Genomic DNA, 24,769 nt, shown 5'->3' on the forward strand with positions numbered 1-24,769 from the left:
CCTGCGCCCGGCAATGCGCAAACGGGAGGAAACGCATGGAAAATCCGGTCAACAGGTTCAAGGCAGGGCTGAGGGAGGGGCGCCATCAGCTTGGGGTGTGGAACGCGATCCTGCATCCGACGGTCACCGAATGCCTGGCCGCCTGCGGCTTCGACTGGATCGTGATCGACGGCGAACACGGGCCGATGGAGGTGACCGATGCGCTGCCCGCGCTGCAGGCGGTGGCGGGCTATCCGGGGGCTACGGCGGTGGTGCGCCCGGCGATCAATGACTGGGTGCTGATCAAGCGCCATCTCGATCAGGGGGCGCAGACGCTGATGCTGCCCTATGTGCAGTCGCGCGACGAGGCCGAGGCGGCGGTGCAGGCGATGCGCTATCCGCCGCGCGGGCTGCGCGGGATGGCCGGGATGACGCGGGCCTGCCGCTACGGGCTGGTGACCGATTACGCCCGCCGCGCCGAGGACGAGCTGTGCCTGATCCTGCAGATCGAGACCGTGGCCGCGCTCGAGCGGCTGGAGGAGATCGCGACCGTCGAGGGCGTCGACGGCATCTTCATCGGCCCGGCCGATCTGTCGGCCAGCATGGGCTATCCGGGCCAGCCCGGGCATCCCGCCGTGGTCGCGGCCATTGAAGGCGCCATCGGGCGGCTGAAGGCGGTGGGGGTGCCCGCCGGCATCCTGGCGCTCGATCCCGATTTCGCGCGGAATTGCATCGCGCTCGGGACCGGCTTCACCGCGGTCGGGGTCGACATGGTCACATTGCAGCGCGGGATGACGGCGCTGGTCGAGACCTTCGCAGGCGGCTGAACAGGCTGAACAGATCGGGCAGACTGAACAGACCGGGCGGGGGGCTCAGGCGCTGATGCGGGCGATCTGGCGGCGGTCGTAGGAAGACGGGATGCCCAGCACGTCGCGATACTTGGCGACGGTGCGGCGGGCGAGGGCAAATCCCGCCGCCTTGGCCTCGGCCGCGATCGCCGCATCCGAAAGCGGCCGGGCCGGGTTCTCCTTGGCCACGATATCGCCCACCAAGGCGATCAGCGCATCCTGCGACGGCCCGTCCTCGCCCGATCCGGGGGTGAAGGCGCGGCTGAAGAAGGTCCGCAGCGGCACCGTGCCGCGCGGCGTCTCGATCATCCGGTGCTGCACCGCGCGGCTGACGGTCGAGGCATGCAGGCCCAGCTCCTCGGCCACGTCCTCGGTGCCGAGCGGGTGCAGATGGCGCGGGCCGCGGTCGAGATAATCGCCCTGTCGCCGCACCAGGCAGACCGCGGCCGCCAGCAGGGTGGAATGCCGCCGCTCGACCGCGCGGGCCAGCCATTGCGCGCGCGAGCGGGCCCGGGTGGCATAGGTCCGCGCGGCGGTGTCGCGCCCGGTCTCGGGGGCTTCGGTGACCTTGATCGCGGGCAGGGCCGAGCGGTTCAGCTCGACCGCCCAGGTGCCGTCCTTGCGGATCACCCTCAGATCGGGCGGCAGGATCGGGGGCTCGGTCGCGGCGAAGGCGAGGCCGGGCTTGGGATCGAGCCCGCGGATCGCGCGCAGCGCATTGCGCACGTCCTGGGGCGTGCCGTCGCAAAGCTCGGCCAGCGCGTCGATCCGGCCCTCGGCGACCATTCCGAGATTGTCGAGAATGACCGACAGCTCCCAGGTCAGCATGTCCCTGTCCTCGGCCTGAAGCCGGAGGCAGTCGGCAAGTCCGCGGGCGAAAAGCCCGGCCGGTTCGAACTGTTGCAGCCGTGCCAGCACCGCCTCGGCCACGCTGATCGGCACCCCGGCCGCGGCGGCGACGGCCTCGGGCGGGCTGCCGAGCCAGCCGGTCGGCTCCAGCGCCTCGGCGAAGGTCTCGGCCACGCGGGCCAGGCGCGGATCGGGAAAGGCCAGCGCGATCTGGCGCAGGACATGGTCGTAAAGGCTGGGCTTGTCCGAGGCCAGCGCCGCGACCGCGTCGAAATCGGAGCCTGCGCCGCTGCCCGCAACGCCGCTCGGCACGGCGCGCAACGCCTGCGGCACGGATACTTCGAGACAGGGATTCTCCAGCGCCTCCTCGGCCAGATAGGCCGAGAGGTCGACCGCCGTCATCTGCAGGATCCTGAGCGCCGCCTGCATCTTCGCGGTCATGGCCAGACCCTGGGTCTGGCGCTGGGAAACCATCATCTCCATGGTACAACCCTAACACGGAAACGACCGTGTTCCACACTCATAGCGCAGCATTCCGGCAGGACCTTTCGTCAGGATCCTGCATCGGGCCCTGCCGCAAAATCCGGTTGCCCGGCTGGCGGAGGGGCCTGTCGCGACCGGGCGCGGGCATCTGGTCCGTGCCTGTCGCAGACCGCGGTCCGGTGGCTCAGCCGAACTTGAAGAGAACCCCGTAACCACCTCTGGGATAAGACCATTCCAGCTCGCCCGTGGCCTGGCACACGATCCGGCAGGTGCCGCATTCCATGCAACCGTCGGCCGCGACCTCGACCTGGCCCTGCTCGTTGATCGAATAGCAGCCGGCCGGGCAGATCTTCGTCAGCGCCTTCAGCTCTTCGCTGTCGCCGCCGGGCTGGTGGTTGATCCTCACATGGGGGCGGCCCTCGTCCACCTGGTAGCGGTTCTGGTAAAGCCGCTCTTCCATGCGGGGGGATTTGGTGCCGTTCATCTTGTCCGTCATCTCCAGGCCCTCGCCACTTTGAGCATGTCAAAGGCAACATTCAGCCAGTTGCCGCGGGATGTCTTGAGACCCTTGAGGATCTCGGCTTCCTTGGCCCGCTTGTCGCGCCCGTCGACCCGCAGGAAGGCGTTCATCGACCGGTTGAGGATCGCGGGGTAGGTGGTGAAGAGCTGCCGGTTCTTCTCGAGCAGCCCGGGGATCTTGCGGTATTTCTTCAGGTCCTTGATCACGAAGCTCTGCTCGAGCGCGTCGCGGTAGAGCTTTAGGTTCTCCTCGCTGGCGGGCAACCCCCGGGCCTTGAGCGCAGCGAGGCTTTCGCCCGCAAGACGACCCGAGGTCATGGCGAGGTTCGAGCCCTCGCGGTGGACCGCGTTCAGGAACTGGCCCGCATCGCCCACGATCAGCCAGCCATCGCCGGTCAGACGCGGGATCGCGTCATAGCCGCCCTCGGGGATCAGGTGGGCGACATATTCCTTCATCTCGGCCCCCTTCAGCAGCGGCCTGACCGAGGGATGGCTCTTGAACCGGTCGAGCAGCTCGTAGGGCGGGATCTTCTCGCGGGCGAAATCGGCGACCAGACAGCCGACGCCGATCGAGATCGATTCCTTGTTGGTGTAAAGGAAGCCGGTGCCGACCATGCCCGACGAGACCGAGCCCAGCACCTCGATCACCACGCCCTCGTCCTCGTCGGCGAGGTTGAAGCGTTCGCGGATGGTCTCCTCGGGCAGGAAATGGGTTTCCTTGACCGCCAGCGCCACATGCTGGGGCTTCAGCTCGGGGCGCAGGCCCGAGCGCTGGCCGACAAGCCCGTTCACGCCCTCGCCCAGCACCACCACATCAGCATAGACCGGGCCGCCCTCGCGGTCGGTCAGCACGCCGATCACCTTGCCGGCCTCGTTCTTCACCAGCTCGGTCACCGTGGTCTCGGTGATCAGCGTCACGCCCGCATCGCGCACCTGCTTGGAAAACCACTTGTCGAACTGTGCGCGCAGGATGGTGTAGCGGTTCGGCTTTTCCTCGTTGAAGGTGTCCGAGCGGTGATGGGTGCCGGTATGGGAGTTCTCCGACAGCATCCAGAACCGCTGTTCCACCACATGGCGTTCCAAGGGCGCCGTCTCGCGGAAATCGGGGATGATGCGTTCCAGCGCGTCGGCATAGAGGATCGCGCCCTGCACGTTCTTCGAGCCGGGATATTCGCCCCGGTCGATCTGCAGCACGTTCATTCCCGCCTTGCCCATGGTGTAGGCGGCCGCGTTGCCGGACGGACCGGCCCCGACGACGATGGCATCGAAATGTTCAGCAGGCATCGGTCAGTCCTCTCAGCTGGCCATCGCACGCGCCGAGAGCCGGCGGGCGAAGGCATCGGTGAGCGCCGGCAACACGCTCAGCGCGTCGGCCACAACGCCCAGATGGGCGAAATCGAAGATCTTGGCCTCGGGATCGGTGTTGATCGCGATGATCAGATCCGCCCCCTCGACGCCCACCCGGTGCTGGATCGCGCCCGAGATCCCGGCGGCGATGTAAAGCTTGGGCCGGATGGTGTTGCCGGTCTGGCCGATCTGGCGTTCGGCAGGCGCCCAGCCCTTCTGCACCAGCGGCCGCGAGACGCCCCATTCGGCGCCCAGCACCTCGGCCAGCCGCTGCACCAGCGCCAGGTTCTGCGGCTGTTGCAGCCCCATGCCCCCGGCGACCACGATATCGGCATAGGCGAGGTTGGCCTTCTCGACCTGCGAGTCCGAGACGAATTCGAGCACCTTGGTGACGATGTCGTCCTCCTTCATCCGGAGCGAGTGCCAGACCATCCGCCCCGAGCGCGAGGTATCGGGTTCGGGCATCGCCATCACCCGCGGCCGCACCGTCGCCATCTGCGGGCGGTGGTTCAGCGTGTGGATGGTGCACAGGAGCGTGCCGCCGAAGGTCGGCCGGGTTGCGGCCAGCGACTTGTCATCGGCGATCTTCAGCTCGGTCGCGTCCGCCGTCAGACCGGTCTGCAGCGTGGTCGCGACCGAGCCCGCCAGATCGCGGCCAAGGGGCGTCGCGCCCAGCAGAAGGATCTCGGGCTGGTACTTGTTGACCAGATCCGTCATCGCGAGGGTGAAGGGCTCGTTGCGGTAATCGGCGAGCAGCGGGTCCTCGCAGATGTAGCAGACATCGGCGCCGTGGTGATAGGCCTGCCGGATCGCCTGCTTGGTGCCCTCGTCGCGCGCGCCCAGAACAACGCCGCATAGATCGACGCCCAGATCGTCCGCGAGCTTGCGGCCCTCGCCCATCAGCTCCCATGAGACCGGGTGGACCTTGCCGCGCTCGATCTCGACGAAGACCCAGACGTGTTTGTAATCCTTGTATTTCTCGGCCAGCTGCATCTGCATCGCAGCGCGGCTGCCGGCAGGGGTTTGCGGCGCTTGTGCCATCACGCTGTCTCCTTATGCAGGGGTCTTGGCGGAAAGCTCCGCCTCGAGTTTCGGGCTTTTCGCGAACAGGACGTCGAGGATCGCATCGCCGATCTGGGCGGGCGCCTTGCCTTCGACGGCGACCATCTCGGCCTTCTCGGCGCGGGGCTGGGGCGCGAAGACGCGCCGGACCACCGTGGGCGAGCCGCGAAGCCCGCATTTCATCGGGTCCTCGATGCCGGCATCCTCGGCCGACCAGACCGTCAGCGGCGCGCGGGCGGCGCGCAGCATGTCCTGCAGGCTGCCCCGGCGCAGCTGGTTGGTGTCCTCGAGCATGGTGATCAGGCAGGGCAACTTCGACTGCAGCACCTGCACCCCGCCCTCGGAGCGGCGACGGACCGTGATCGTGGCCGCCTCGGTTTCCAGCGAGTCGATGGCCGAGACATAGGTCAGCTGGTTCAGCCCCATCCGCCGGGCGATGCCGGGGCCGACCTGCGCGGTGTCGCCATCGATGGTCTGCTTGCCGGTGAAGACGATGTCGATCGGCCCGTCCTCGGCCAGCTTGTCCAGCGCCGAGCTCAGCGCGAAGGACGTGGCCAGCGTGTCCGAGCCGGCAAAGCGGCGGTCGGTGATCAGCACCGCCTTGTCGGCGCCCAGCCCCAGCGCGCGGCGCAGCGCGTCCTCGGCCATGGGCGGGCCCATGGTCAGGACGGTGACCGTGCCGCCGTAATCGTCCCGAAGCCGCATCGCCTCTTCGAGCGCGAAGAGGTCATAGGGGTTGATGATCGTCGGCACGCCCTGGCGCATGATGGTGTTGGTCACCGGATGGACCCGGATCTGGGCCGAGTCCGGCACCTGCTTGATGCAGACGACGATCTTGAGCCCCTTCCTGGCCTCGACGGGCTGTTCGGGCGCGTCGATGGCCTCGGCGGCGGGGAAGTCGGGTTCGGTGAGTTTCTCGCTCATTTGACAGACAGCCGGAGCCCCTCCATCGGCACGACATTGCCGCGCGGTTGCGTGTAGATCTTCAGCGCCTTCTGGGCGCGCGGGGTGGAATTCTCGAAATCGGCATGGGCCTTTCGCAGCGCTTGCCGGGCGGCGGCGCGCACGGCCGCGTCATCGAGCTGGCTCAGATCGGTTTCGGCCAGGTACTGGCCCATCCGTTTCATCACATGCAGACGCGCCCGGTTGAGCACCGCCGGATCGAAGGGCAGGTCCAGAAAGGCGAAGAGATCTTCGGCCGAGGACAGGGCATAGAGCTGGTCGAGCATGCTCGGCCGGGACGCGGGGCGTGTCATGTCAGGCTCCGTTCTTGGGGTTCGGTCGGTCCGGGATGGCGCGCAAGCGCCTCGGCCCGGGCGGTGAGAAGGATCAGATCGGCCGCGGTCGCGGCGCGTTTCTCGCGGTCGGCCCAGTCGCGCAGAAGCGGCAGCACCGCGCGGGCCGAGGCCTCGTCCGAGGGCAGCCCCGCGGCGGACAGCGCCCGGGTCACGGCCGCGAGCCCCGAATGCTTGCCCAGCACGATCTCGCGGCTGCGGCCGAAGCGGGCCGGGCTGAGTGCCTGGGCCTCGTAGGTACCGGGATCTTTCAGCAGCCCGTCGACATGGATGCCGCTTTCATGGCTGAAGACATTGGCCCCGACGATGGGCCGGGTCGGCGAGAGCGGCCGGTTCGAGGCCCGGGCGACGGTCTGCGACAGGGCGCAAAGCCGGTCGAGCGCGACCCCGGTCGGCCTTCCCTGCACGGCCAGGGCCGCCACGACCTGTTCCAGCGCGGCATTGCCCGCCCGTTCGCCCAGCCCGTTGACGGTGACCGACAGATGGGTCGCGCCGCCGCAATGGGCCGCGAGCGTGTTGGCGGTGGCGAGCCCCAGATCGTCATGGGCGTGAAATTCCAGCGGCAACGGCCCCGGCGCCAGGATCGAGATCAGCGTATGGGCCGCGAACGGGTCCATCAGCCCCAGCGTGTCAGCCAGCCGCAACCGGATCGCGCCCGCCTCGGCCGCGACCTCGGCCAGCTGGGCAAGAAAGCCGATATCGGCGCGCGAGGCATCCTCGGCGCCCACCGAGACCTCAAATCCCGCCCGCGCGGCCAACCGGACCAGCCGCGAGACCTCTTTCAGCGCCCAGTCGCGGTCGCGCCCGAGCTTGCCCGCCAGCTGGCGGTCCGAGGCAGGTACGGTCAGGTGGAGGCGCGACAGCGCGGTCATCGCCGCCAGCTCCAGATCGCTGTCGCGCAACCGGCACCAGGCAACGCCTCGGGCGCGGGTCAGATGCGCGCCCGCCTCGCGGATCGCCGCGACCTCGGCCATGCCCATGGCGGGCACGCCAAGCTCGATCTCGGCCACACCCGCCTGGTCTAGCGCGACCGCGATCCCGATCTTCTCGGCGGCCGAGAAGGCCACGCCAGCGGCCTGCTCACCATCCCGAAGCGTGGTGTCGCAGATCTGCGCCGGAGGCGGGGCAGGGGTGAAGTTCTCGAAGACATAGGGAGCAGTCATGGCGGCGGTCCTCAGCGGCTGGGGGCGGGAACGACGAAGACCGGCCGGCCGAGTTCCTCGGCCAGGCGTTTCTGCAGCCCGCCAAGGGTCAGCCCGGCCAGCTGGCAGCCCGAGCAACTGCCCTTCAGATGCACACGGACGCGGGGGCCCAGAATGTCGAGGAAGGCGACATCGCCGCCATCGGCCCGGAAGCGGGGCCGCATCTCGTCCAGCACCGCCTCGACGCGCGCGCGTTCCTCATCGGCTGACAGGCGCGGGGCGCCGGTCGTCGTGGGCCGGGCGGGCCTGATCGGGGCAAGGCCCAGCGGCCGGGCGACGCGGATGCCTTGCGCGGCCCGGAAGGCCGGGGGCTGGGCGTAATCCTTCAGCGCGGCGACAAGGCCCTCGGCTGCGACCACTGCGGCCGAGCGGTCCTCGGCGGGCAGCCCGCCCAAAGCGGCTTCGATGGCATCGGCGTCGAGCCCGCGGGCCTCGGCGAGGGGCTTGCCGATCACGAGCTCGGTCAGTGCCGAGCCCGCGGCGATTTCGGGCCCGCCGCCGGTCGACTGGAACATCGCGGCGGCGATACGCCCGGCCTCGATCTTCAGGGTCAGCCGGAAGGCATTGCCGCTACGGACGGCACCGGCCTCGCCCAGCGCATTGGCCGCCTCGAGCGTGCCGCGGTTGCGCGGGTTCAGGAAATGGTCGGTGAGGATTTCGGAATAGTCCAGCATCTCTCTCTCCCGGGGTGTCAGCAGAAGGACTTGCCGCAACCGCAGCCGCCCTTGGCATTGGGGTTGTCGAAGACGAAGCCCGAGCCCTCGAGACCGGTGACGAAATCGATGGTGGTGCCGAGCAGATAGCCCTGGCTCTCGGGATCGATCAGCACCGTGACCCCGCCCTCGGTCTCGACCACCGCATCGGTCGCTTCGCGGGTCAGCTCGAGCGCCATGGCATATTGCAGCCCGGCGCAGCCGCCCGATTGCACCATCAGGCGCAGCCCCGCGATAGGCTGGCCCGCGCCCTGGATCGCGCTGGCCATGGCGTCTCTGGCGGCTTCGGTGATCTGGATCATGGCTGTCTCCTGTCGGTCTCGGTCCCTGACAGGAGTGAAGCAAGGAGCGTGCCAGGAGCCGTTCACGTTGGTTTCAGGGAGAATTGCGCTCCGGCTCCGACCGGTGTTGGCTTTGTCGGTGCGCTCTTTGGCGGATTTGCGACATGCCGATCGCGGCCGATTGTCAGAAACAGGAGGGCTCCCGCACCCGGCCTGCGCGGGGCATGCGCCCCGCTTGTCCGGCCTTGGGCCGGGCCGCGCCCCTGCGGGCCGCGGCCGCTTCGCGGAGGGTATTTGCGCCAAGAAGAAGAACCGCGTTCCCTGTTTCTTCCTGGCGGAAATACCCCGGGGGTCCGGGGGCAAAGCCCCCGGTGCCGAACAGGTGTCGAGCCGGCCCCGGGAGGCGCGACTCGCCGCGCCGGTCGGAGTGAAGCTGCGCCGATTTCGTCAGGCGGGGGCGTGGGTCTGGCAACCCGAGGGGCAGACCCGGGCGCAGGCGCCGCAGCCGATGCAGTCGTCGCCATCGGCGATGACCATGATCCTGCGTTCGATCTCGTCCTCGACCTCCTCGTCGTCGAGATCGACAATCTCATCCTCGTCGGTGACGCCCTTCAGGGTCAGCACGTTGCGGGCGCAGACCTTGAAGCAGCGGCCGCAGCCGATGCATTTGCCCTGATCAATGCTCATCAGGAATTCGGGGATGTATTCGGTGCCTCCGCGGGTCGTGGCTGTGATCGTCATGGCTGGGATCTCCTTTGCGGCTTTCGGGGCCGCTTTTGTGTGCCTGGCATGCCTTTTTGCGGCCGTCGGCGTCAGCTCGGGGCCGGTTTCGGGACGGAGGCCCGTTCTGATCCTCCGGGCCCATCGGGGGGCTCATGTCCTGCCTCCTAGGGGGATGTCATCCTCGGGGGAACCGGCGGGACCGGTCAGGCCCGGGCCGCCTCGGGGAAGCGCGCGACCATGTCGGCTGCGTCCCGGGTCAGCGCTTCGCCGGTCTCGGCCAGCTTCGTGAAGGTCTCGAAGCCGAAGCGGTGGATGTCGCGCACATGTCTGGACAGCACCACCAGCCGCCCGGATATCAGGACGATCCGGCCGAATCCCTCATGGGTGATCTTCGACATCTGCGCCGCCTGGGCGCCGGTCCGACGTTCCAGCAAGAGCGCGACCGCGTCGTAGAACCGCTCGACCCGCCAGAGCAGGTCCGGATCGGGGTCGCAGATGATCGGGATCTCGCGGCGCTCTTCCCGGGTCACGATGAAATCGGCCAGGATCTCGGCATCGGGCTTGCCATCCCAGCTGCCATGGATGTCCTCGGCGCGGATCACCGCGATCAGCTGGCTCAGGTAGTCGCTGACCGGCAGCGCGCCGCCGCGGGCCAGGGTGTCGGCCTCGGTGCTCATTCGCTGTACTCCCCGGTGTAATCAGAGGCGAAATCGGTCTGCGGACGGCCCAGCACCTTGCGCAGGAAGGGTGGGGGCGAGCCTTTCAGCATGGTCTGGGTCCTGGCGATGACCTCGGCGATGGGCTCGGGGTCCTTGCGCTTGATCGGATGGATGTCGGCGCGCACCACCTTGGCGGCCGAGGGCCCGCCGATCGCCAGCACGAACAGAAGCGCGCAGCCGCTCAGCGCCTCGACCTTGGGGGTGATCCGGTCGTCGAGACTGTCATGGCCGCCCTTCTGGTCGGTCACGGTGTCGAACTCCAGCACCTCGACGAGACGCGACGACGCGGTCGTCACCTCGTAGATGGCGAATTTCGCGGCCGCGCCGAAATGCGCGTCGAGATGTTCGAGGTCATTGGTCGCAATGGCGATTTTCAGCGGGATCTCGCTGTCTGTCATGGCTGTCTCCGGCTCAATGAGGCGCAGTCTGCGGGCGGTCATGCTCGAACTCCGGCTCGATGGGGGCGGCGCCGAAATCCTCGGGGCGGGCCGCGTCATGCGGATGGGAAAGCACCGCATTGGCGATCTCGAAGAGGAAGGCGCGGGTGCCGCGATAGCCGACCCGGCAGATATCCTGCGCGCCGAGCCGGTCATTGATGGGAAAGCCTGCCCGCACCAGCGGCAGGCCCAGTGCCTGGGCCGCGTGGCGGCCATGGGCATGACTGATCAGAAGGCGCGCGCAACCCTTGCGGGCGCCGGCCTCGAGATCGCCGAGATCGCCCAGCACGGCCTCTTCGGCCGGGATCAGCTCGACGATGGGATTGGCGCCCGAGCTGGTGATGACGGCAACCGCCTCGGCGCCCAGGCCCGCCAGTGCCGAGCTCAGCGCATAGGCGAGGTCGGGATCGGCGGCGATGGCATAGCGCAGCCCGCCGATCTGGAAATGCGCGTCCAGCATGGCGTCCTGCAATCTGGCGCGGTCGCGCCGGATCGCCTCGGGCGCATCGGCGGTGCCGGCCAGCGCCATCAGCGCCTGCACGAAGCCGTCGACGGCGCGCAGCCCGGTCAGCGCGGGGAAGACCTGTACCGGCATCCCGCCGCGCGCGCCCAGAAGCCGCGCCGCCCCTTGCATGCTTTCGCCGATGGCGAAGGTCGCGGCCGAGCGCGCCATCGCCGGGATCGCGTCGAGCCGGGTGCCGCCCAGCGAGCGCCCCGACCAGTCCTCGGCCAGATGGCCGTCAAGCGCGGTCGAGAGATCGGGCAGGAAGATCGGGGTCAGCCCGAAGGCGCGGATCAGGTGGTCGATCTCCTCGATCTCGGCCGGGGTGACGTTGGCCGAGGGCAGGACGTTGACCTGGCGCTGTGTCGGTTCGGGGCGCGCGGCGGGATCGGCTTCGGGCACCAGCGCGTCGACGATGGCGGTGACGGCGGCGGCCCAGCCATCCTCCAGCGCGCCCTCGAAATCGGGGGTCGAGGCATAGACGACCTTCAGATCGCCGAAATCCCTGCGCCGGGCCAGGATCTCGCGCAGCTCGCCCGGCACGTCCTCGCCGCGGGTCTCGGTCAGCGCGGTCGAGGCGATGCCGATGAAGCGGGGATGGGCGCGCTTGCGGATATTGGCGATGGCCTCCTCGATCTGCTCGGCGCCGCCAAGGATGGTCGAGACCTCGTTCATCGCCGTGGTCTGGAGCGGGATCGCCTCCTTGAAGTGGCGCACCATGTGGACCATGGCGAAGGCCGTGCAGCCCTGCGCGCCATGGAACAGCGGAACCGCGCCCTCGATGCCCAGATAGGCCATCGCGGCGCCCAGCGGGGCGCTCGATTTCAGCGGGTTGGTCGACAATGCGCGGCGGGGGCGGGTGAGGCGGGCCATGTCAGCAGTCCTCGAAATCCTTGGGGTCATTGACGGGACCCGGGGCCGGGTCCTGCGAGGTGGCAGCGAGGCGCAGCCCTGTCGCTGGGCGCGCCGCCTCCCAGGGGGCGGGGCGGCGGACCTCTTCCCAGACGGGATTGTTGACCGAGCGGTCGATGGCGCGGACCAGATCCACCATGCCCATGTATCCGGCATAGGGTTCGTGCTTTTCCTGGTTCACGTCGATCCAGGGGGTGCGCGCCTTCAGGGCCACGAACTGGCTGCGCGCGCCCGACATCAGGATGTCGGCCTTGGCGGCCTTGAGCGTTGCGTACATGTCCTTCGGCGCCATGTTCTCGTACATGTGGGTTTCGTCGCCCATGATCTGGACGACGCGCGCCTTGTCAGCCTCGGTGGCCTTGCGCACCGAGGTGCCGACGACCTCGATCCCGAGCTCCTGCAGCGCCGAGACCACCGACCAGCTTTTATGCCCGCCGGTGTAAAGCAGCACCCGCCGGCCTTCGACCCGCGGCCGGTAAGGGGCAAGCGCGGCCCGGGCGCCGGCCTCCTCCTCGGCGATCAGCGCCTCGCAGCGGTCGATCAGATCGGCGGGCGCGCCGCGCTCGACCAGCATCCGGCACATGGTCCGGAGCGCCTGGGACGTGTCGGAAATGCCGTAGAAGGACCCCTCGAAGAAGGGGATGCCCCAGGTTTCCTCCATCTTGCGCGCGAGCCCGATCAGCGCATGCGAACAAACCAGCATCGTGACCCGCGCCCGGTGCATCATCGCGACCTGCCGGTAGCGCGCATCGGCCGAGAGCGAGCCGAGGATGCGGATGCCGAGCCGGTCGAGCAGCGGCTTGATCTGCCAGAGCTCGCCGTTGAGATTGTAATCGCCGATGATGTTGATGTCGCACTCGGTGGTGCGCTCGGGCTCGACCGTGCCGATCACATGGCGATACATCATCTCGCCCGCGAGCTTGCAGCCGAGATTCTTCGAGCCTGCATAGCCCGGCACGTCGACCGGGATCGCGGGCGTGCCGAAGGCCTCGGTCGCGGCCTTGCAGACCGCCGCGATATCGTCGCCGATCATCGCGGTCACGCAGGTGGCATAGACGAAGATGGCGGGCGGGGCGTGGTTCTGGACGATCTCGCGGATCGCGGCGTAAAGCTTCTTCTCGCCCTTGCCCATGACGATGTCGAGCTCGGTCAGGTCAGTGGTGAATCCGGTCTTGTAGAGCATCGGCCCCGAGGAGGCCGAGCCGCGATTGTCCCAGGAATTGCCGCCGCAAGCGAGCGGCGCATGGACCAGATGGGCGACATCGACGATGGGTTGCAGGGTGATCATGGCGCCGTCGAAGGCGCACCCGCCCGCCGCGGCCCCCGGGGTCAGCGGCCTGGCGCAGCCCTTCTTGCGGGCCTCGGCCGGCTTGGCGCGGTTGGTGGCGCAGCCGGGCTCGTTGAAGGCTTCCTGCACGGTTTGCTTGAGCGCGTCGGACATCCGGGTCTCCCTGCTTCACGGGGAAAGAAGCAGGAAGCGTGCCAGGGCGCTGATTTCACGGCCGGGCGGGCGAAAAAGGCCAGCGTTTCAAGGGCGACCGAGGGCGTGTCATGGGTATTTGGGCCAAGAAGAAAAGGCGCGGCGGGGGCTTGAGCGTCGGGTTTTGTCGGGTCTCCGACAAGGGGCCTACATGCGGAAATGCTTGGACAGCTTCAGCCCCTGGCCCTGGTAGTTCGAGGCGATGCCCTGGCCGTAAAGCGCCTCGGGCCGGGCCGACATGCGTTCATAGACCAGACGGCCGACGATCTGGCCATGTTCCAGCACGAAGGGGGCCTCGTGGCAGCGCACCTCGAGCACGCCGCGCGAGCCATTGCCGCCGGCCGCGTCATGGCCGAAACCGGGATCGAAGAAGCCCGCGTAATGGACCCGGAATTCGCCCACCATGGCGAGATAGGGCGCCATCTCGGCAGCGTAATCGGGCGGGATATGCACCGCCTCGCGGCTGACGAGGATATAGAAGGCGCCCGGATCGAGGATGATCCGACCTGCATCCGAGCGGATCTCTTCCCAGAACTCGGCGGGGTCATGGGCGCCGATGCCGTCGAGATCGACGACGCCGGAATGGGGCTTGGCGCGATAGCCGACGAGATTGTCCGTGCCGGGCTTCAGATCGACCGAAAAGCCGAGCCCGCCATCGATCACCGCCGGGCCGCCCGAGACCAGCTGCGCCGTGTCGTCGAGCGCGCGCAGGTCGTCATCGGACAAGACCGCCTGTCCGGCGCGGAAGCGGATCTGGTTCAGCCGCTGGCCGGGCCGTACCAGCACCGAGAAGGAACGCGGGCAGATCTCGGCGTAAAGCGGGCCGCGATAGCCTGCGCGGATACGGTCGAACTCGACCCCGCCATCGGTGATGGTACGGGTCAGAAGATCGAGCCGCCCGGTCGAGCTCTTGGCATTGGCGACGGCCTGGATGCCCAGGGGCAGGGCGAGGCTCTCCATCAGCGGCACGACATAGACGCAGCCCTTTTCCAGCACCGCGCCCTGCGACAGGTCGATCGCATGCATGCGGAAATCGGCGATGCGGTCGGCGACGCTGCGGCCTTCGCCGGCCAGGAACGAGGCGCGGACCCGGTAGGCGACCGGCCCGAGCCGGAGATCGAGCGAGGCGGGCTGGACCTGTCCCTCGTCGAGCGGGGCGGAAAGGCCGATGGCGCCGGTCTCGATCAGGCGGCGGATTTCCTGTGCGGGCAGCACGCCGGGTGCGGTCATCGTTCCTCCCTCGGCCCGGCGCGGGGCCCCTGAAACACAACCGCCCGCAACCCCGAAAGGGTGCGGGCGGGTGAGGGTAATGGTCGGGCTAGCAGGACTTGAACCTGCGACCTTCCGTCCCCCAGACGGACGCGCTACCACCTGCGCTATAGCCCGACGTGGGGCGCTTCATAACATGTCTGGCGGCGGGGGCAAGACGCAAATCCGCCTTCAGTTCCGTGCGGAGGCCCCGATGCTGCGACCCAGCCGGGCGAGCCGCTCGGCGGCCTGGCCTGCGGCTTGCGGATCGGCGTCGAGGAGGCGCCGGAGCCCTTGTTTCAAGAGCCTGCTGCGGGCGGGCAGAGATGTCGGGATAAAGGCCGGATCGTCATCCGCCGGGTCGGTTCCGGGCAGATCGGTGCCCAGAGGCTGCGCGAGGACGGGCTGTTCGGGCAGCGTGACTTCGGGTGCTGGGTCAGGCGCGGTCTCTGCCTGCTCGCTCAGGCCGCCCGGAAGGGACTCCGCTTCGGGCGGGATCGAATCGGTGGCCGGGTCCGGGACGGGCGCGCTGTCCCCGAGGGCAGGAGAGGGGGCCTGGCCGGGGCTCTGCCGCGACGCGGCGGGAATTTCTTGCGGAATGGCGACCGAAGGCTTCGGGGCCTGGGCAACGGGCGGGGCCGGGGCGGCCGCGACCTCATTTGCCGTCGGCGCGGCGCCTTGCGGCGAAGCAGGTGCGGATGGCGGCCGGGAGGGCGCCTCGTGCGGGGGATGATCGGCGTCGAGCCCGGGCAGGATGGCCTCGTCCGGCTCGGGCCGGGGGCGGCGGCGCATCGGGACGATCTCCGCCGCCTCTGCCTCGGCATCGAGCGCCATCGGTGCTTCTGTATCGGTATCGGTATCGGTATCGGGGGCCGGGTCGAGGGGCGCGGCGATCTCGTCGGCTTCGGCATCGTCGAGAGGTTGCGAGAGGGCGACGACATGCCTGACGCCCTCTTCGCGCAGGATTTTCTGCACGCCCCGGATCGTCAGCCCGTCTTCATGCAGAAGTCTCTTGATGCCGCCCAGAAGCAGCATGTCGGAGGGGCGGTAATAGCGACGTCCGCCGGCGCGCTTGACCGGTTTGACCTGGGTGAACCGGCTTTCCCAGAACCGCAGGACATGGGCCGGGGTGTCCAGCCAGGTCGAGACCTCGCTGATGGTACGGAAGGCCTCGGGGGACTTGTCCGTGGCCAATGCCGATCAGCCCCTGTTGCCGGCCGCGACGCGGTCCTTCATCAGATGCGAGGGACGAAAGCTCAGCACCCGGCGCGGATGGATCGGAACCTCTTCACCGGTTTTCGGATTGCGTCCGATCCGGGCCGCTTTCGAACGCACCGAGAAGGTCCCGAAGGACGAGATCTTGACCGTCTCGCCGCGGACCAGAGCATCCGACATGTGCTGAAGCACGCTTTCGACCAGATCCGCGGATTCGTTGCGCGACAGCCCGACCTCGCGGAAAACCGCTTCGGTCAGGTCCATGCGTGTCAGTGTGTTGCCTGCCATTCTCTCCCCCATTTGTGACAATACCCATTGAAACCCTTGACTGCCAAAACCTTAGGTAGATTTGAATTTCCGAGTCAATACAGGGAACTTGCCGGTTGGGGCGAGGGCGGCGACAGCGGCGCGCCTACCAGCGCAGCACCACCGAGCCCCAGGCCAGACCGCCGCCGATTGCCTCGGTCACCACCAGATTTCCCGGGACGATCCGGCCCTCCTGCCGACCCACCGACAGCGCCAGCGGGATCGAGGCGGCCGAGGTGTTGCCATGGTCCTGAACCGTGACGACGACTTTCTCCATCGGCAGATGCAGCCGCTGCGCGGTGGCCTTGATGATCCTCAGATTGGCCTGATGCGGTACCAGCCAGTCGACATCGGAGCCCTCGAGCCCGACCTTGCCAAGGGCGGAATGGGCGGTGTCGGCCAGTTTCTCGACGGCATGGCGGAACACTTCCTTGCCATGCATTCTCAGATGCCCGGAGGTGCCGGTCGAGACCCCGCCATCGACATAGAGGATGTCGCGGTGGCGCCCGTCCGAATTGAGATCGACCGAGAGGATGCCGCGATCGGCGGTGGTGCCCGTGCCTTCGGCCGCTTCGAGAATCAGCGCGCCCGCCCCGTCGCCGAACAACACGCAGGTGCCGCGATCGGTCCAGTCCATGATCCGGCTGAAGGTCTCGGCGCCGATCACCATGACCCTGTGGGCAAGTCCCGCGGAAATCATCGCATTGGCATTGGCCAGCGCGAAGACGAAGCCGGCGCAGACCGCCTGGACGTCATAGGCGAAGCCCCGGGTCATGCCGATCCCGGCCTGCACCATGGTGGCGGCCGAGGGAAAGGTCAGATCGGCGGTCGAGGTGGCCAGCACGATGGCGTCCAGATCATCGGCCGCGAGCCCGGCATCCTCGAGCGCGGCCTGCGCCGCGGCCACGGCCATCTGCGAGGTGGTCTCGCCCTCGGCTGCGAAATGCCGCCGCTCGATCCCCGAGCGGGTCCGGATCCATTCATCCGATGTGTCGAGCGTCGCCTCGAATTCCGCGTTTTCCACCACGCGCGCCGGAAGATAATGCCCGACGCCCCGGACGATCGCCCTCGTACTCATGTTTACCTCTTGCTCCCCCCGGCCTGGATCCCGGCCGTTTCCGGTCCCGCCGCATTGCTGGCCGCAACCCGTGCCGCCAGCCGTTCGGTGAAGCCCGACTGCGCCAGTTCGAAGGCGAGCTTGACAGCAGAGGACACGCCGGTCGCATCCGACGCACCATGCGATTTCACCACAGTTCCGTTCAGCCCGAGAAACACGCCGCCATTGGCGCGCCTCGGGTCCATCCGCTTTTTCAGTCGCCTGAGCGAGGTATAGGCCAGCAGCGCCGCCATCTTCGACAGCGGCGTCGCGGTGAAGGCCTCGCGCATGAAATCGCCCAGAAGCTTGGCCGTGCCCTCGCCGGTCTTCAGCGCGATATTGCCGGTGAAGCCGTCGGTCACGATCACGTCGACCTTGGAGGACGGGATGTCGCCGCCCTCGACGAAGCCGACGAAGCTGTAATTCGCGTCCTTGGCGGCGGCATTGATCAGGTCATGCGCGGCCTTCATCTCGGCACGCCCCTTGTTCTCTTCGGTGCCGACATTCAACAGCCCGACCCGCGGCCGCTCGAGCCCCAGCCCGTTGCGGGCATAGGAGGTGCCCATCAGCGCATATTGCAGCAGATCGCGCTCATCGGCGCGGACATCCGCGCCGACATCCAGCATGATGTTGAACCCGACCGGATTGCGCGAGGGCCAGAGGCAGGCGATGGCCGGCCGGTTGACGCCCGGCAGCTTGCGCAGCCGCATGATCGACAGCAGCATCAGCGCCCCGGTATTGCCACAGGAGACGGCGACTGTGGCCTCGCCATTGCGCACCGAATCGATGGCCGACCACATCGAGGTGTCCTGGCCATGCCGCATGACGTGGCTTGGTTTGGCGTCCATGGTGACGACGCCATCCGCATGCCGGATCTCCACCCGCCCGCGCAGGGGCTTGCGGCGGGCGACGAGCCGTTCGAGCTCGTCCCGCTGCCCATGCAGGATGAAGCGGATGTCCGGATTCTTGGCGGCGGAGAGGGAAATGCCTGCGACGACGGCCGCAGGCCCGCGGTCGCCACCCATGGCGTCCACCGAAATAACGGTGCGCGGGGCGGCGCGCAGCTCCTGGGGGTGCTCTGAGGTCATGGACTGACGCGCGCCTTTTGGGGCAGATTATGCCGCGTCGTCTTCGTCCAGGTCGATCTCGTCGGCTTGGGCCACGACCTCGCGTTCGTCGTAATGGCCGCAGGCCGCACAGACATGGTGCGGACGCTTCAGCTCGCCGCAGTTCGAGCACTCGGCGGGATTGTCCGCGACCAGAGCATCATGCGAACGGCGTTGGTTGCGGCGGGACCGCGTGACTTTATTCTGAGGGACAGCCATGTCTCAACCTCGGTCTGGAGGGGCCTTGGCCCGGTGTTCTTTATGTGGGAACGCGCCTCTCTCAGCGCCCTTGGCGCGGCGTCCGACCCATCTTGCAAGCGAGGCCGGGAACATACTGCGATTCTGGTTGGGTGCAAGCCCCTTTCTGGTCCCTTGCGTGGAGGCGACGCCCGGACGTGGCGCCAGTGCTGGCGGCAGGGCGCCGAGCGTCTGTCCCGTGGTCTGTCTCCCCGGGGGCGGGCGGGGTCCGGAGGGGTCAGTCGGACGTGCCGTCGCTGTCCGCGTCGTCGCCGGAGGGGCGCAGCCGGGCCAGTGCGGCAAAGGGTTTCAATTCGGCATCCTGCATCGGGGCCACGCCCGGCGCGGCAAAGACCGCCTCGCCGAGATCGGCCCCCTCGGCACGGGGATAGAGCGGCATCGCCAGGGCCAGCGCCTCTTCCATGACCAGGGCCAGGTCGAGCCTGTCGGGCAGCGGTTCCTCGTTGTCGTCCTCGGGCATTTCGATTTCTTCGGCCTCGGGTCGGGTTGGCATGTCGGCGCGGTAGAGGCGGAGCACGTCGGTGTCGATCCGGGTGGAAACCGGCGCCAGGGTCACGACGCAGGGCTGCACCACCGTGGCGCCGAGGCTGGCCTCGAGGCGCCAGTCGGCCTGTCCCTCGGGACAGAGCTCGCCGAAAAAGCGCAGTTTTTTCAGTGTTGTTATCCCCAGTCGCTCGGCCAGCGCGGCGCGTTCTTCGGGATCGGGCACCAGCTCGAAGGCGATGGGCTCGCGGCTGCGAAGCCCGGCAAGCCGGAGGCTGCGGGGCGCTGTCTTTGCGGGGTTTCGGGGCTGTTCCGGCATGTTGGCCATGGTTCACGTTCCATTCTTGAACCCGGGGCGTGCGATCTGCTAAGCGGGATAGAAGTGAAAAACCCCTGTGACAAGAGGTTGCGATGGCAAGGCCCCGCGCAGTGCACGCCAGATTGGCGCTGGCTGCCGTTCTCTCCGCCAGTCTTCTGGCGTGTTCTCCGATCCACCGCAGCCACGGCTATGCTCCGTCCGAGGAGGATCTGGCCGCGATCTCGGTGGGAGTCGATACCCGCGACAGCGTGGCCGAACTGGTCGGTCCGCCGACCATGGGCGGCGTGAAGCGCGACGAGGCGTGGTATTACGTGCAAAGCGACTGGAAGACGGTCGGCTTCCGCGAGCCGAAGGAAACCGAGCGCCAGGTCGTGGCGATTTCCTTCGACGACTCGGGGACGGTCGAGAATGTCGAACGGTTCGGGCTCGAGGACGGTCGCGTGATCGCGCTGAACCGTCGCGTGACCGAGGCAAACGTCAAGGGCGTTTCCTTCCTGCGGCAGCTTCTGGGCAATATCGGCCAGTTCAGCGCCGAGGATGTCCTGCGCGACCGCTGATCTCCGCTCCGGCCGTGCCCGACCGGGGGCCCGTCCGAGGGGTCCCGCGAGCTTGGGGGCGGAGGCTCAGGTTCCGCCTTCGGTGGTCTCCTCCGGTTCGAACGTCAGCGCCACGCCGTTGATGCAATAGCGCAATCCGGTCGGTGCCGGGCCGTCGGGAAAGACATGGCCCAGATGCGCGGCACAGCTGGCGCAATGCACCTCGGTACGCGTCATCAGAAGGCGCCGGTCGGTGCTCTCTCCCAGCGCGTCGGGGTCGACCGGGCGGGTGAAGCTGGGCCAGCCGCTACCGCTGTCGAACTTGTCGGCCTGATCGAAGAGCGGCGCGCCGCAGCAGAGGCAGGCGAAGGTGCCGGGCGTTTTCGGGAAGTTGTCATGCGAGAAGGGGCGTTCGGTTGCATGCTCGCGGGTTACCCGGTAGGCGAGATCCGGAAGCCGGTCTCGCCAGTCGGGGTCGGTCTCGGGCGTTTTCTGGGTCATTTGGTCTCGCGGGTTCTGTCAGGGTTTCGTCACATCTTGTGTGATATCGGCCGTGGGACAATATCTAGGCGGGCAGTCCCGCCCCGCCAGCCCCCTGGAGCCGTCACGATGCTGTCACTTCGCAAGGGTCGCTATGCCGCGCGGCTGGCCGAGACCCCGTCCGATATTCTCGCCGCACAGCGGCTGCGTTACCGCGCGTTCCGCGCCAGCAGGGCGCATCCCGAGGGGACCGACGCGGATGCCTTCGATACGCTCTGTCGTCATGTCCTGGTCGAAGAGACCCGCAGCGGTACCCTGGTCTGCTGCTTTCGGCTGCTGCCGCTGAGAGGTGGAGCCGAGATCGGGCAGAGCTACTCGGCGCAGTATTACGAGCTTTCCGCGCTCGAGGCCTTCGAGGGGCCGATGGTCGAGATGGGACGGTTCTGCATCCATCCGGACTGGCGCGATCCCGATATCCTGCGCGTGGCCTGGGGAGCGATGACCCGATTCGTCGATGAGGAAGGGGTCGAGATGCTGTTTGGCTGTTCATCTTTCCGGGGAACCGAGGCCGAGACCTACATGGATGCCTTCGCGCTTCTGCAGGACCGGCATCTGGCGCCGAAGCGCTGGCTGCCGCGGGTCAAGGCGCCGAACGTGTTCCGCTTCGGGCAGATGCTGCGCCGGCGCAGGCCGGATGCCCGGCGGGCGATGCTGGGCATGCCGCCGCTCCTGCGCAGCTATCTGGCGATGGGGGGGTGGGTGTCCGATCATGCGGTGGTCGACCGCGACCTCAACACCCTTCACGTCTTCACCGGGCTCGAGATCCGGGCCATTCCGGCCTCCCGCAAGCGGCTGCTGCGTGCGGCGGGGGGATAAGGCGTCCGGAATTTCGTACGAAATTCCGCAAGGTGGCCCTTGAGCTCCTGAAATTCTTCGGCGAAGAATTTCGATGGCGACCGCCCTGTGCGCCGGGGCGCGCCTCGATCTGCCGCTTGACCGTCGTCAGTCGGCATCATACCCAGCGACCATGGCCCGCGCACCCCTGCTTCAGCTTTCGTCGATATCGCTCACCTTCGGGGGAGATCCGGTCTTTTCCGGCCTCGATCTTGTGATCCAGGAAGGCGACCGGGTGGCACTGGTCGGTCGCAACGGGTCGGGCAAGTCGACGCTGATGAAGGTCATGGCGGGGCTGGTCGAGGCCGATTTCGGCACCCGCGTGCTCTCTCCCGGCACCTCGGTCGGTTACATGGATCAGGAGCCCGATCTCTCGGCCTTTGCCACGCTGGGCGATTTCGCCGCCTCCGCGCTGGCGCCCGGCGAGGGCTACCGTGCCGAGATCGCGGCCGAGGGGCTCAAGCTCGATCTCGCCGCGTCGGCCGCCACCGCCTCGGGCGGCGAGCGCAGACGCGCGGCGCTGGCGCGCCTGCTGGCCACGGCGCCCGATCTCATGCTGCTGGACGAGCCCACCAACCATCTCGACATCGAGGCCATCGGCTGGCTCGAGACCCAGCTGGCCGAGACCCGGTCGGCCTATGTGCTGATTTCGCATGACCGCGCCTTCCTGCGCAATCTGACCCGGGCGACGCACTGGATCGACCGGGGCGAGGTTCGGCGCCATGATCGCGGCTTTGCGGCATTCGAGGACTGGCGCGACAAGGTATGGGCCGATGAGGACGAGGCGCGCCACAAGCTCGACCGCAGGATCAAGGCCGAATCGCGCTGGGCGGTCGAGGGCATCTCGGCCCGGCGCAAGCGCAACCAGGGTCGCCTGAGGGCGCTTCATGCCATGCGCGACGACCGCTCGTCGATGATCCGCCGCCAGGGCACCGCGGCGATGGCACTGGAGGCGGGGCCCAAATCCGGCAAGCGGGTGATCGAGGCCACCGGCATCTCGAAGAGCTTCGGCGACCGGGTCATCCTGCGGCCTTTCTCGCTTCGCATCCAGCGCGGCGAGCGGGTGGCGCTGGTCGGCCCCAACGGCGTCGGCAAGACAACGCTGCTGAAGATGCTGACCGGCGAGCTTGCCCCCGACAGCGGCGAGCTGCGTCTCGGCACCAATCTCGAGATGGCGGTCTTCGATCAGAATCGCGCAGCGCTCGACCCCGACATGACGCTTTGGGAAAGCCTTGCGGGCGATCCCGAGATGCGGGTCTCGGGCAAGGCCGACCAGGTTCTGGTGCGCGGCCAGCCCAAGCATGTCGTCGGCTATCTCAAGGAATTCCTCTTCGACGATGCCCAGGCCCGCGCCCCGGTGCGTTCGCTGTCGGGCGGCGAACGGGCGCGGCTGATGCTGGCCCGGATCATGGCGCGCGCCTCGAACCTGCTGGTGCTCGACGAACCGACCAACGATCTCGATGTCGAGACGCTCGATCTTTTGCAGGAGCTCGTGTCGGAGTTCGACGGCACCGTGCTTCTGGTCAGCCATGACCGCGATTTCCTCGACCGGGTCGCGACCACCACGGTCGCGATGGAGGGCGACGGCCGCGCGGTGGTCTATGCCGGTGGCTGGAGCGACTATCGCGCCCAGCGGGCCGAGAGCACGGCTTCCGACAGCGTCGCCGACCAGCCGGCAGCGAAGCGTTCTGGCGGGCGACCGAAATCCGCAGCGCCGGCCGAGGCGAAGAAGGCGGCCGGGCTCAGCTATACGGAAAAGCACCGGTTCGACGCGTTGCCGGGCGAGATGGAACGCCTCGAGGCCGAGATCGCCAAGCTCGAGGCGCTGCTCGAGGATCCCGAACTCTTCACGCGCGAGCCGGTCAAGTTCCGCAAGGCGACCGAGGCGCTGATGGCGCGGCAGGAGACCCTGGCAAAGGCCGAGGAAGACTGGCTGGACCTGGCCGAAAAGGCCGAGAACGCGGGCTAGGGGCGCTCGGGCGGCGAGGCCGGCGCCGGGCGTCATGACCCGCCTGCCGCCGCTGCCGCGACCATGGGCGCCGGAGTCCCGACAGTCCCCCTTCTGACAGGTCGGGTGCATGGCAGACCCTGTTTCGCCGCTCGCCGCTCGCCGCTCGCCGCTCGCCGGGGCAGGGCGGCCGCACCGGAAATAAGACAGCATCATCCTCCCGCAGCCTGAAGCTTCCGCCCGACGGGACGGTGGCCGGGGCGGTGCCGTGACCGTTGGCGTCCCGGAACCGGACAGATCCGGGCCGTGTGGCGCAAGCGCATCGAGGCGGGTGGCCGCTTCCGCACCGAAGACCCTCGCAAAGCGCAGGAAACCGGCAGGGCGGCAAAGGGTTCAGGGGCGGGGCCCGGCGGCCAGTGCCACCACCTCGTCGAGGAAGAACAGGTCGGCATGGCGCCCCGGCGCCATGACCGGGCGATGGTGGCCGCGAAACCCCATAAGACAGCAGATCCGGGTACGGTGGCGCCAGCGCGCCCGGCCCAAGCCGGCTCTCGGCATCGTGCCGGCAGCCGCGATTGCCGATGGAGAGACCGCGCGCCGGATGGCCCCGCATCTGCCCCAGGGACGTGACGCGGCTCAGCCGCGGGCTCATCTCATCCGCAGGCCCGCATCGAGCCGGATCACCTCGGCGTTCAGATAGCTGTTCTGCAGGATATGCAGCACCAGTGCTGCATATTCCGCCGGATCGCCCGGCCGGTGCGGGGGCGGCACATTGGCGGCGAGCCCGTCCATCACCTCCTGCCCCAGTCCCTCCAGCATCGGCGTGCGGAAAATCCCCGGCGCGATCGCCATCACCCGGATCCGGAGCCCCGCCAGATCGCGCGCCAGCGGCAGCGTCATTGCCGCGATGGCCCCTTTCGAGGCCGCATAGGCGGCCTGGCCCGTCTGCCCGTCATAGGCCGCGATCGAGGCGGTGTTGACGATCACCCCGCGGCAGCCTTCGTCATCGGGGGCATTCTGCGCCATCTCGGCTGCGGCCAGCCGGAGCACGTTGAAACTGCCGATCAGGTTGATCTCGACGGTGCGGCGAAAGCTCTCCAGCCCGTGCGGCCCGGACCGGCCCAGCGTGCGCTCGGCCGTCGCAATGCCCGCGCAGTTGATGCAGGCGGTGATGCCGCCCATCTGGGCCGAGGCCTCGCCGACGGCCTGCTCGACCGAGGGCTCGTCGGTCACGTCGACCGGCTGGAACCCCGCGCCGATCTCGGCCGCCAGTTCCATGCCGCGCTCGGTATCCCGGTCGAGAATGGTGACTGCCGCCTCGGCTGCACAAAGCGCGCGCGCGGTCGCCGCGCCAAGCCCGGAGGCGGCTCCGGTGACGATGGCCCTGGTTTCGCTGATCTGCATCCGCCCCTCCGTTCTTCCAGAGTCCGTTTTGCCGAGAGCTACCCCCCGCGCGCGCGCCTTGTCCAGAGATCCCGGGAATACCAGAGACCCGGGCCGCGGACAGGCGCGGCCCGGGAGGCAGTGGC

General features: G+C 68.3%; 28 protein-coding genes and 1 tRNA gene. 4 read left to right on the forward strand and 25 right to left on the reverse strand.

Features of this window, described 5'->3' with window-relative positions; genetic code table 11:
* Positions 1-35: 35 nt before the first annotated feature.
* Positions 36-806 carry an HpcH/HpaI aldolase/citrate lyase family protein gene (locus B5V46_RS06535; RefSeq protein WP_080615847.1) on the forward strand — a complete coding sequence of 257 codons (771 nt, stop codon included), beginning with the start codon at positions 36-38 and terminating at the stop codon, positions 804-806.
* Positions 807-851: 45 nt separating this feature from the next.
* Here the strand turns inward: B5V46_RS06535 and rpoN are convergent, their stop codons facing one another.
* The 22 genes from rpoN to B5V46_RS06645 form a co-directional block, all read right to left on the reverse strand.
* Positions 852-2,159 (reverse strand): RNA polymerase factor sigma-54, encoded by a 1,308-nt coding sequence (gene rpoN, locus B5V46_RS06540; protein ID WP_080615848.1) that lies wholly within the window; start codon positions 2,157-2,159, stop codon positions 852-854.
* A 184-nt stretch (positions 2,160-2,343) separates the two neighbouring features.
* Complete coding sequence (locus tag B5V46_RS06545) at positions 2,344-2,655, reverse strand: ferredoxin family protein (RefSeq protein ID WP_080615849.1); 312 nt, start codon at positions 2,653-2,655, stop codon at positions 2,344-2,346.
* Positions 2,652-3,962 (reverse strand): FAD-dependent oxidoreductase, encoded by a 1,311-nt coding sequence (locus tag B5V46_RS06550; RefSeq protein WP_080615850.1) that lies wholly within the window; start codon positions 3,960-3,962, stop codon positions 2,652-2,654. The genes B5V46_RS06545 and B5V46_RS06550 overlap by 4 nt, the downstream gene beginning before the upstream one ends.
* A 12-nt stretch (positions 3,963-3,974) precedes the next feature.
* Positions 3,975-5,066, reverse strand: a complete 1,092-nt coding sequence (locus B5V46_RS06555; RefSeq protein WP_080615851.1) for an electron transfer flavoprotein subunit alpha/FixB family protein — start codon at positions 5,064-5,066, stop codon at positions 3,975-3,977.
* A gap of 12 nt (positions 5,067-5,078) precedes the next feature.
* Positions 5,079-6,011, reverse strand: a complete 933-nt coding sequence (locus B5V46_RS06560; RefSeq protein ID WP_080615852.1) for an electron transfer flavoprotein subunit beta/FixA family protein — start codon at positions 6,009-6,011, stop codon at positions 5,079-5,081.
* Positions 6,008-6,343 carry a nitrogenase-stabilizing/protective protein NifW gene (locus B5V46_RS06565; RefSeq protein ID WP_231119256.1) on the reverse strand — a complete coding sequence of 112 codons (336 nt, stop codon included), beginning with the start codon at positions 6,341-6,343 and terminating at the stop codon, positions 6,008-6,010. Before B5V46_RS06565 ends, B5V46_RS06560 begins: the two co-directional genes overlap by 4 nt.
* Positions 6,340-7,545, reverse strand: a complete 1,206-nt coding sequence (gene nifV, locus B5V46_RS06570) for a homocitrate synthase (RefSeq protein WP_080615854.1) — start codon at positions 7,543-7,545, stop codon at positions 6,340-6,342. The genes B5V46_RS06565 and nifV overlap by 4 nt, the downstream gene beginning before the upstream one ends.
* Before the next feature lie 11 nt (positions 7,546-7,556).
* Positions 7,557-8,258, reverse strand: a complete 702-nt coding sequence (locus tag B5V46_RS06575) for an iron-sulfur cluster assembly scaffold protein (RefSeq protein ID WP_080615855.1) — start codon at positions 8,256-8,258, stop codon at positions 7,557-7,559.
* A gap of 17 nt (positions 8,259-8,275) precedes the next feature.
* Positions 8,276-8,599 carry an iron-sulfur cluster assembly accessory protein gene (locus B5V46_RS06580; RefSeq protein ID WP_080615856.1) on the reverse strand — a complete coding sequence of 108 codons (324 nt, stop codon included), beginning with the start codon at positions 8,597-8,599 and terminating at the stop codon, positions 8,276-8,278.
* 426 nt (positions 8,600-9,025) lie between these two features.
* On the reverse strand, positions 9,026-9,319 hold the full coding sequence (gene fdxB / locus B5V46_RS06585; RefSeq protein WP_080615857.1) for a ferredoxin III, nif-specific: 294 nt from the start codon (positions 9,317-9,319) through the stop codon (positions 9,026-9,028).
* Between the two features lie 185 nt (positions 9,320-9,504).
* The gene (locus tag B5V46_RS06590) at positions 9,505-9,978 is read right to left on the reverse strand and encodes a NifX-associated nitrogen fixation protein (RefSeq protein WP_080615858.1); all 474 of its coding nucleotides are present in this window, start codon (positions 9,976-9,978) and stop codon (positions 9,505-9,507) included.
* Positions 9,975-10,418, reverse strand: a complete 444-nt coding sequence (nifX, locus tag B5V46_RS06595) for a nitrogen fixation protein NifX (protein ID WP_080615859.1) — start codon at positions 10,416-10,418, stop codon at positions 9,975-9,977. The genes B5V46_RS06590 and nifX overlap by 4 nt, the downstream gene beginning before the upstream one ends.
* A gap of 13 nt (positions 10,419-10,431) precedes the next feature.
* Positions 10,432-11,832 (reverse strand): nitrogenase iron-molybdenum cofactor biosynthesis protein NifN, encoded by a 1,401-nt coding sequence (nifN, locus tag B5V46_RS06600; RefSeq protein ID WP_080615860.1) that lies wholly within the window; start codon positions 11,830-11,832, stop codon positions 10,432-10,434.
* A gap of 1 nt (position 11,833) precedes the next feature.
* On the reverse strand, positions 11,834-13,312 hold the full coding sequence (nifE, locus tag B5V46_RS06605) for a nitrogenase iron-molybdenum cofactor biosynthesis protein NifE (protein ID WP_080615861.1): 1,479 nt from the start codon (positions 13,310-13,312) through the stop codon (positions 11,834-11,836).
* 186 nt (positions 13,313-13,498) lie between these two features.
* Positions 13,499-14,581, reverse strand: a complete 1,083-nt coding sequence (locus B5V46_RS06610; RefSeq protein ID WP_080615862.1) for a 2'-deoxycytidine 5'-triphosphate deaminase — start codon at positions 14,579-14,581, stop codon at positions 13,499-13,501.
* Positions 14,582-14,661: 80 nt separating this feature from the next.
* A tRNA-Pro gene (locus B5V46_RS06615) sits at positions 14,662-14,737 on the reverse strand.
* A 54-nt stretch (positions 14,738-14,791) separates the two neighbouring features.
* The gene (locus B5V46_RS06620; protein WP_080615863.1) at positions 14,792-15,793 is read right to left on the reverse strand and encodes a MerR family transcriptional regulator; all 1,002 of its coding nucleotides are present in this window, start codon (positions 15,791-15,793) and stop codon (positions 14,792-14,794) included.
* Positions 15,794-15,799: 6 nt separating this feature from the next.
* On the reverse strand, positions 15,800-16,102 hold the full coding sequence (gene ihfA, locus B5V46_RS06625; RefSeq protein ID WP_369822816.1) for an integration host factor subunit alpha: 303 nt from the start codon (positions 16,100-16,102) through the stop codon (positions 15,800-15,802).
* Between the two features lie 124 nt (positions 16,103-16,226).
* Positions 16,227-17,198, reverse strand: a complete 972-nt coding sequence (locus tag B5V46_RS06630; RefSeq protein WP_080615864.1) for a beta-ketoacyl-ACP synthase III — start codon at positions 17,196-17,198, stop codon at positions 16,227-16,229.
* A gap of 2 nt (positions 17,199-17,200) precedes the next feature.
* The gene (gene plsX / locus B5V46_RS06635; RefSeq protein WP_080615865.1) at positions 17,201-18,304 is read right to left on the reverse strand and encodes a phosphate acyltransferase PlsX; all 1,104 of its coding nucleotides are present in this window, start codon (positions 18,302-18,304) and stop codon (positions 17,201-17,203) included.
* A 27-nt stretch (positions 18,305-18,331) separates the two neighbouring features.
* Positions 18,332-18,541, reverse strand: a complete 210-nt coding sequence (gene rpmF / locus B5V46_RS06640) for a 50S ribosomal protein L32 (protein ID WP_080615866.1) — start codon at positions 18,539-18,541, stop codon at positions 18,332-18,334.
* 256 nt (positions 18,542-18,797) lie between these two features.
* Positions 18,798-19,391, reverse strand: coding sequence for a DUF177 domain-containing protein (locus B5V46_RS06645; protein ID WP_369822817.1), 594 nt, complete (start codon positions 19,389-19,391; stop codon positions 18,798-18,800).
* A gap of 113 nt (positions 19,392-19,504) precedes the next feature.
* Between B5V46_RS06645 and B5V46_RS06650 the strand changes: the two genes are divergently transcribed.
* Positions 19,505-19,939, forward strand: coding sequence for an outer membrane protein assembly factor BamE (locus B5V46_RS06650; protein ID WP_369822818.1), 435 nt, complete (start codon positions 19,505-19,507; stop codon positions 19,937-19,939).
* Positions 19,940-20,005: 66 nt separating this feature from the next.
* On the opposite strand, the gene msrB is transcribed toward B5V46_RS06650, so the two are convergent.
* The gene (msrB, locus tag B5V46_RS06655) at positions 20,006-20,419 is read right to left on the reverse strand and encodes a peptide-methionine (R)-S-oxide reductase MsrB (RefSeq protein ID WP_080615867.1); all 414 of its coding nucleotides are present in this window, start codon (positions 20,417-20,419) and stop codon (positions 20,006-20,008) included.
* 108 nt (positions 20,420-20,527) lie between these two features.
* Here msrB and B5V46_RS06660 point away from each other — a divergent pair, with 108 nt between their 5' ends.
* Together B5V46_RS06660 and B5V46_RS06665 are read left to right on the forward strand one after the other, a co-directional pair.
* Positions 20,528-21,274, forward strand: a complete 747-nt coding sequence (locus tag B5V46_RS06660; protein WP_080615868.1) for a GNAT family N-acetyltransferase — start codon at positions 20,528-20,530, stop codon at positions 21,272-21,274.
* 151 nt (positions 21,275-21,425) lie between these two features.
* Positions 21,426-23,261 carry an ABC-F family ATP-binding cassette domain-containing protein gene (locus B5V46_RS06665; protein WP_080617976.1) on the forward strand — a complete coding sequence of 612 codons (1,836 nt, stop codon included), beginning with the start codon at positions 21,426-21,428 and terminating at the stop codon, positions 23,259-23,261.
* A 372-nt stretch (positions 23,262-23,633) separates the two neighbouring features.
* Here B5V46_RS06665 and B5V46_RS19665 read toward each other — a convergent pair whose 3' ends face one another.
* Positions 23,634-23,798 (reverse strand): hypothetical protein, encoded by a 165-nt coding sequence (locus tag B5V46_RS19665; RefSeq protein WP_196774365.1) that lies wholly within the window; start codon positions 23,796-23,798, stop codon positions 23,634-23,636.
* 90 nt (positions 23,799-23,888) lie between these two features.
* A complete protein-coding gene (locus tag B5V46_RS06670) occupies positions 23,889-24,644 on the reverse strand; it encodes an SDR family NAD(P)-dependent oxidoreductase (protein WP_080615869.1) in 756 nt (251 codons plus the stop codon).
* Positions 24,645-24,769: the final 125 nt, after the last annotated feature.

Origin of the sequence: Rhodovulum sp. MB263, assembly GCF_002073975.1 — a bacterium.
Lineage (GTDB): Bacteria > Pseudomonadota > Alphaproteobacteria > Rhodobacterales > Rhodobacteraceae > Rhodovulum.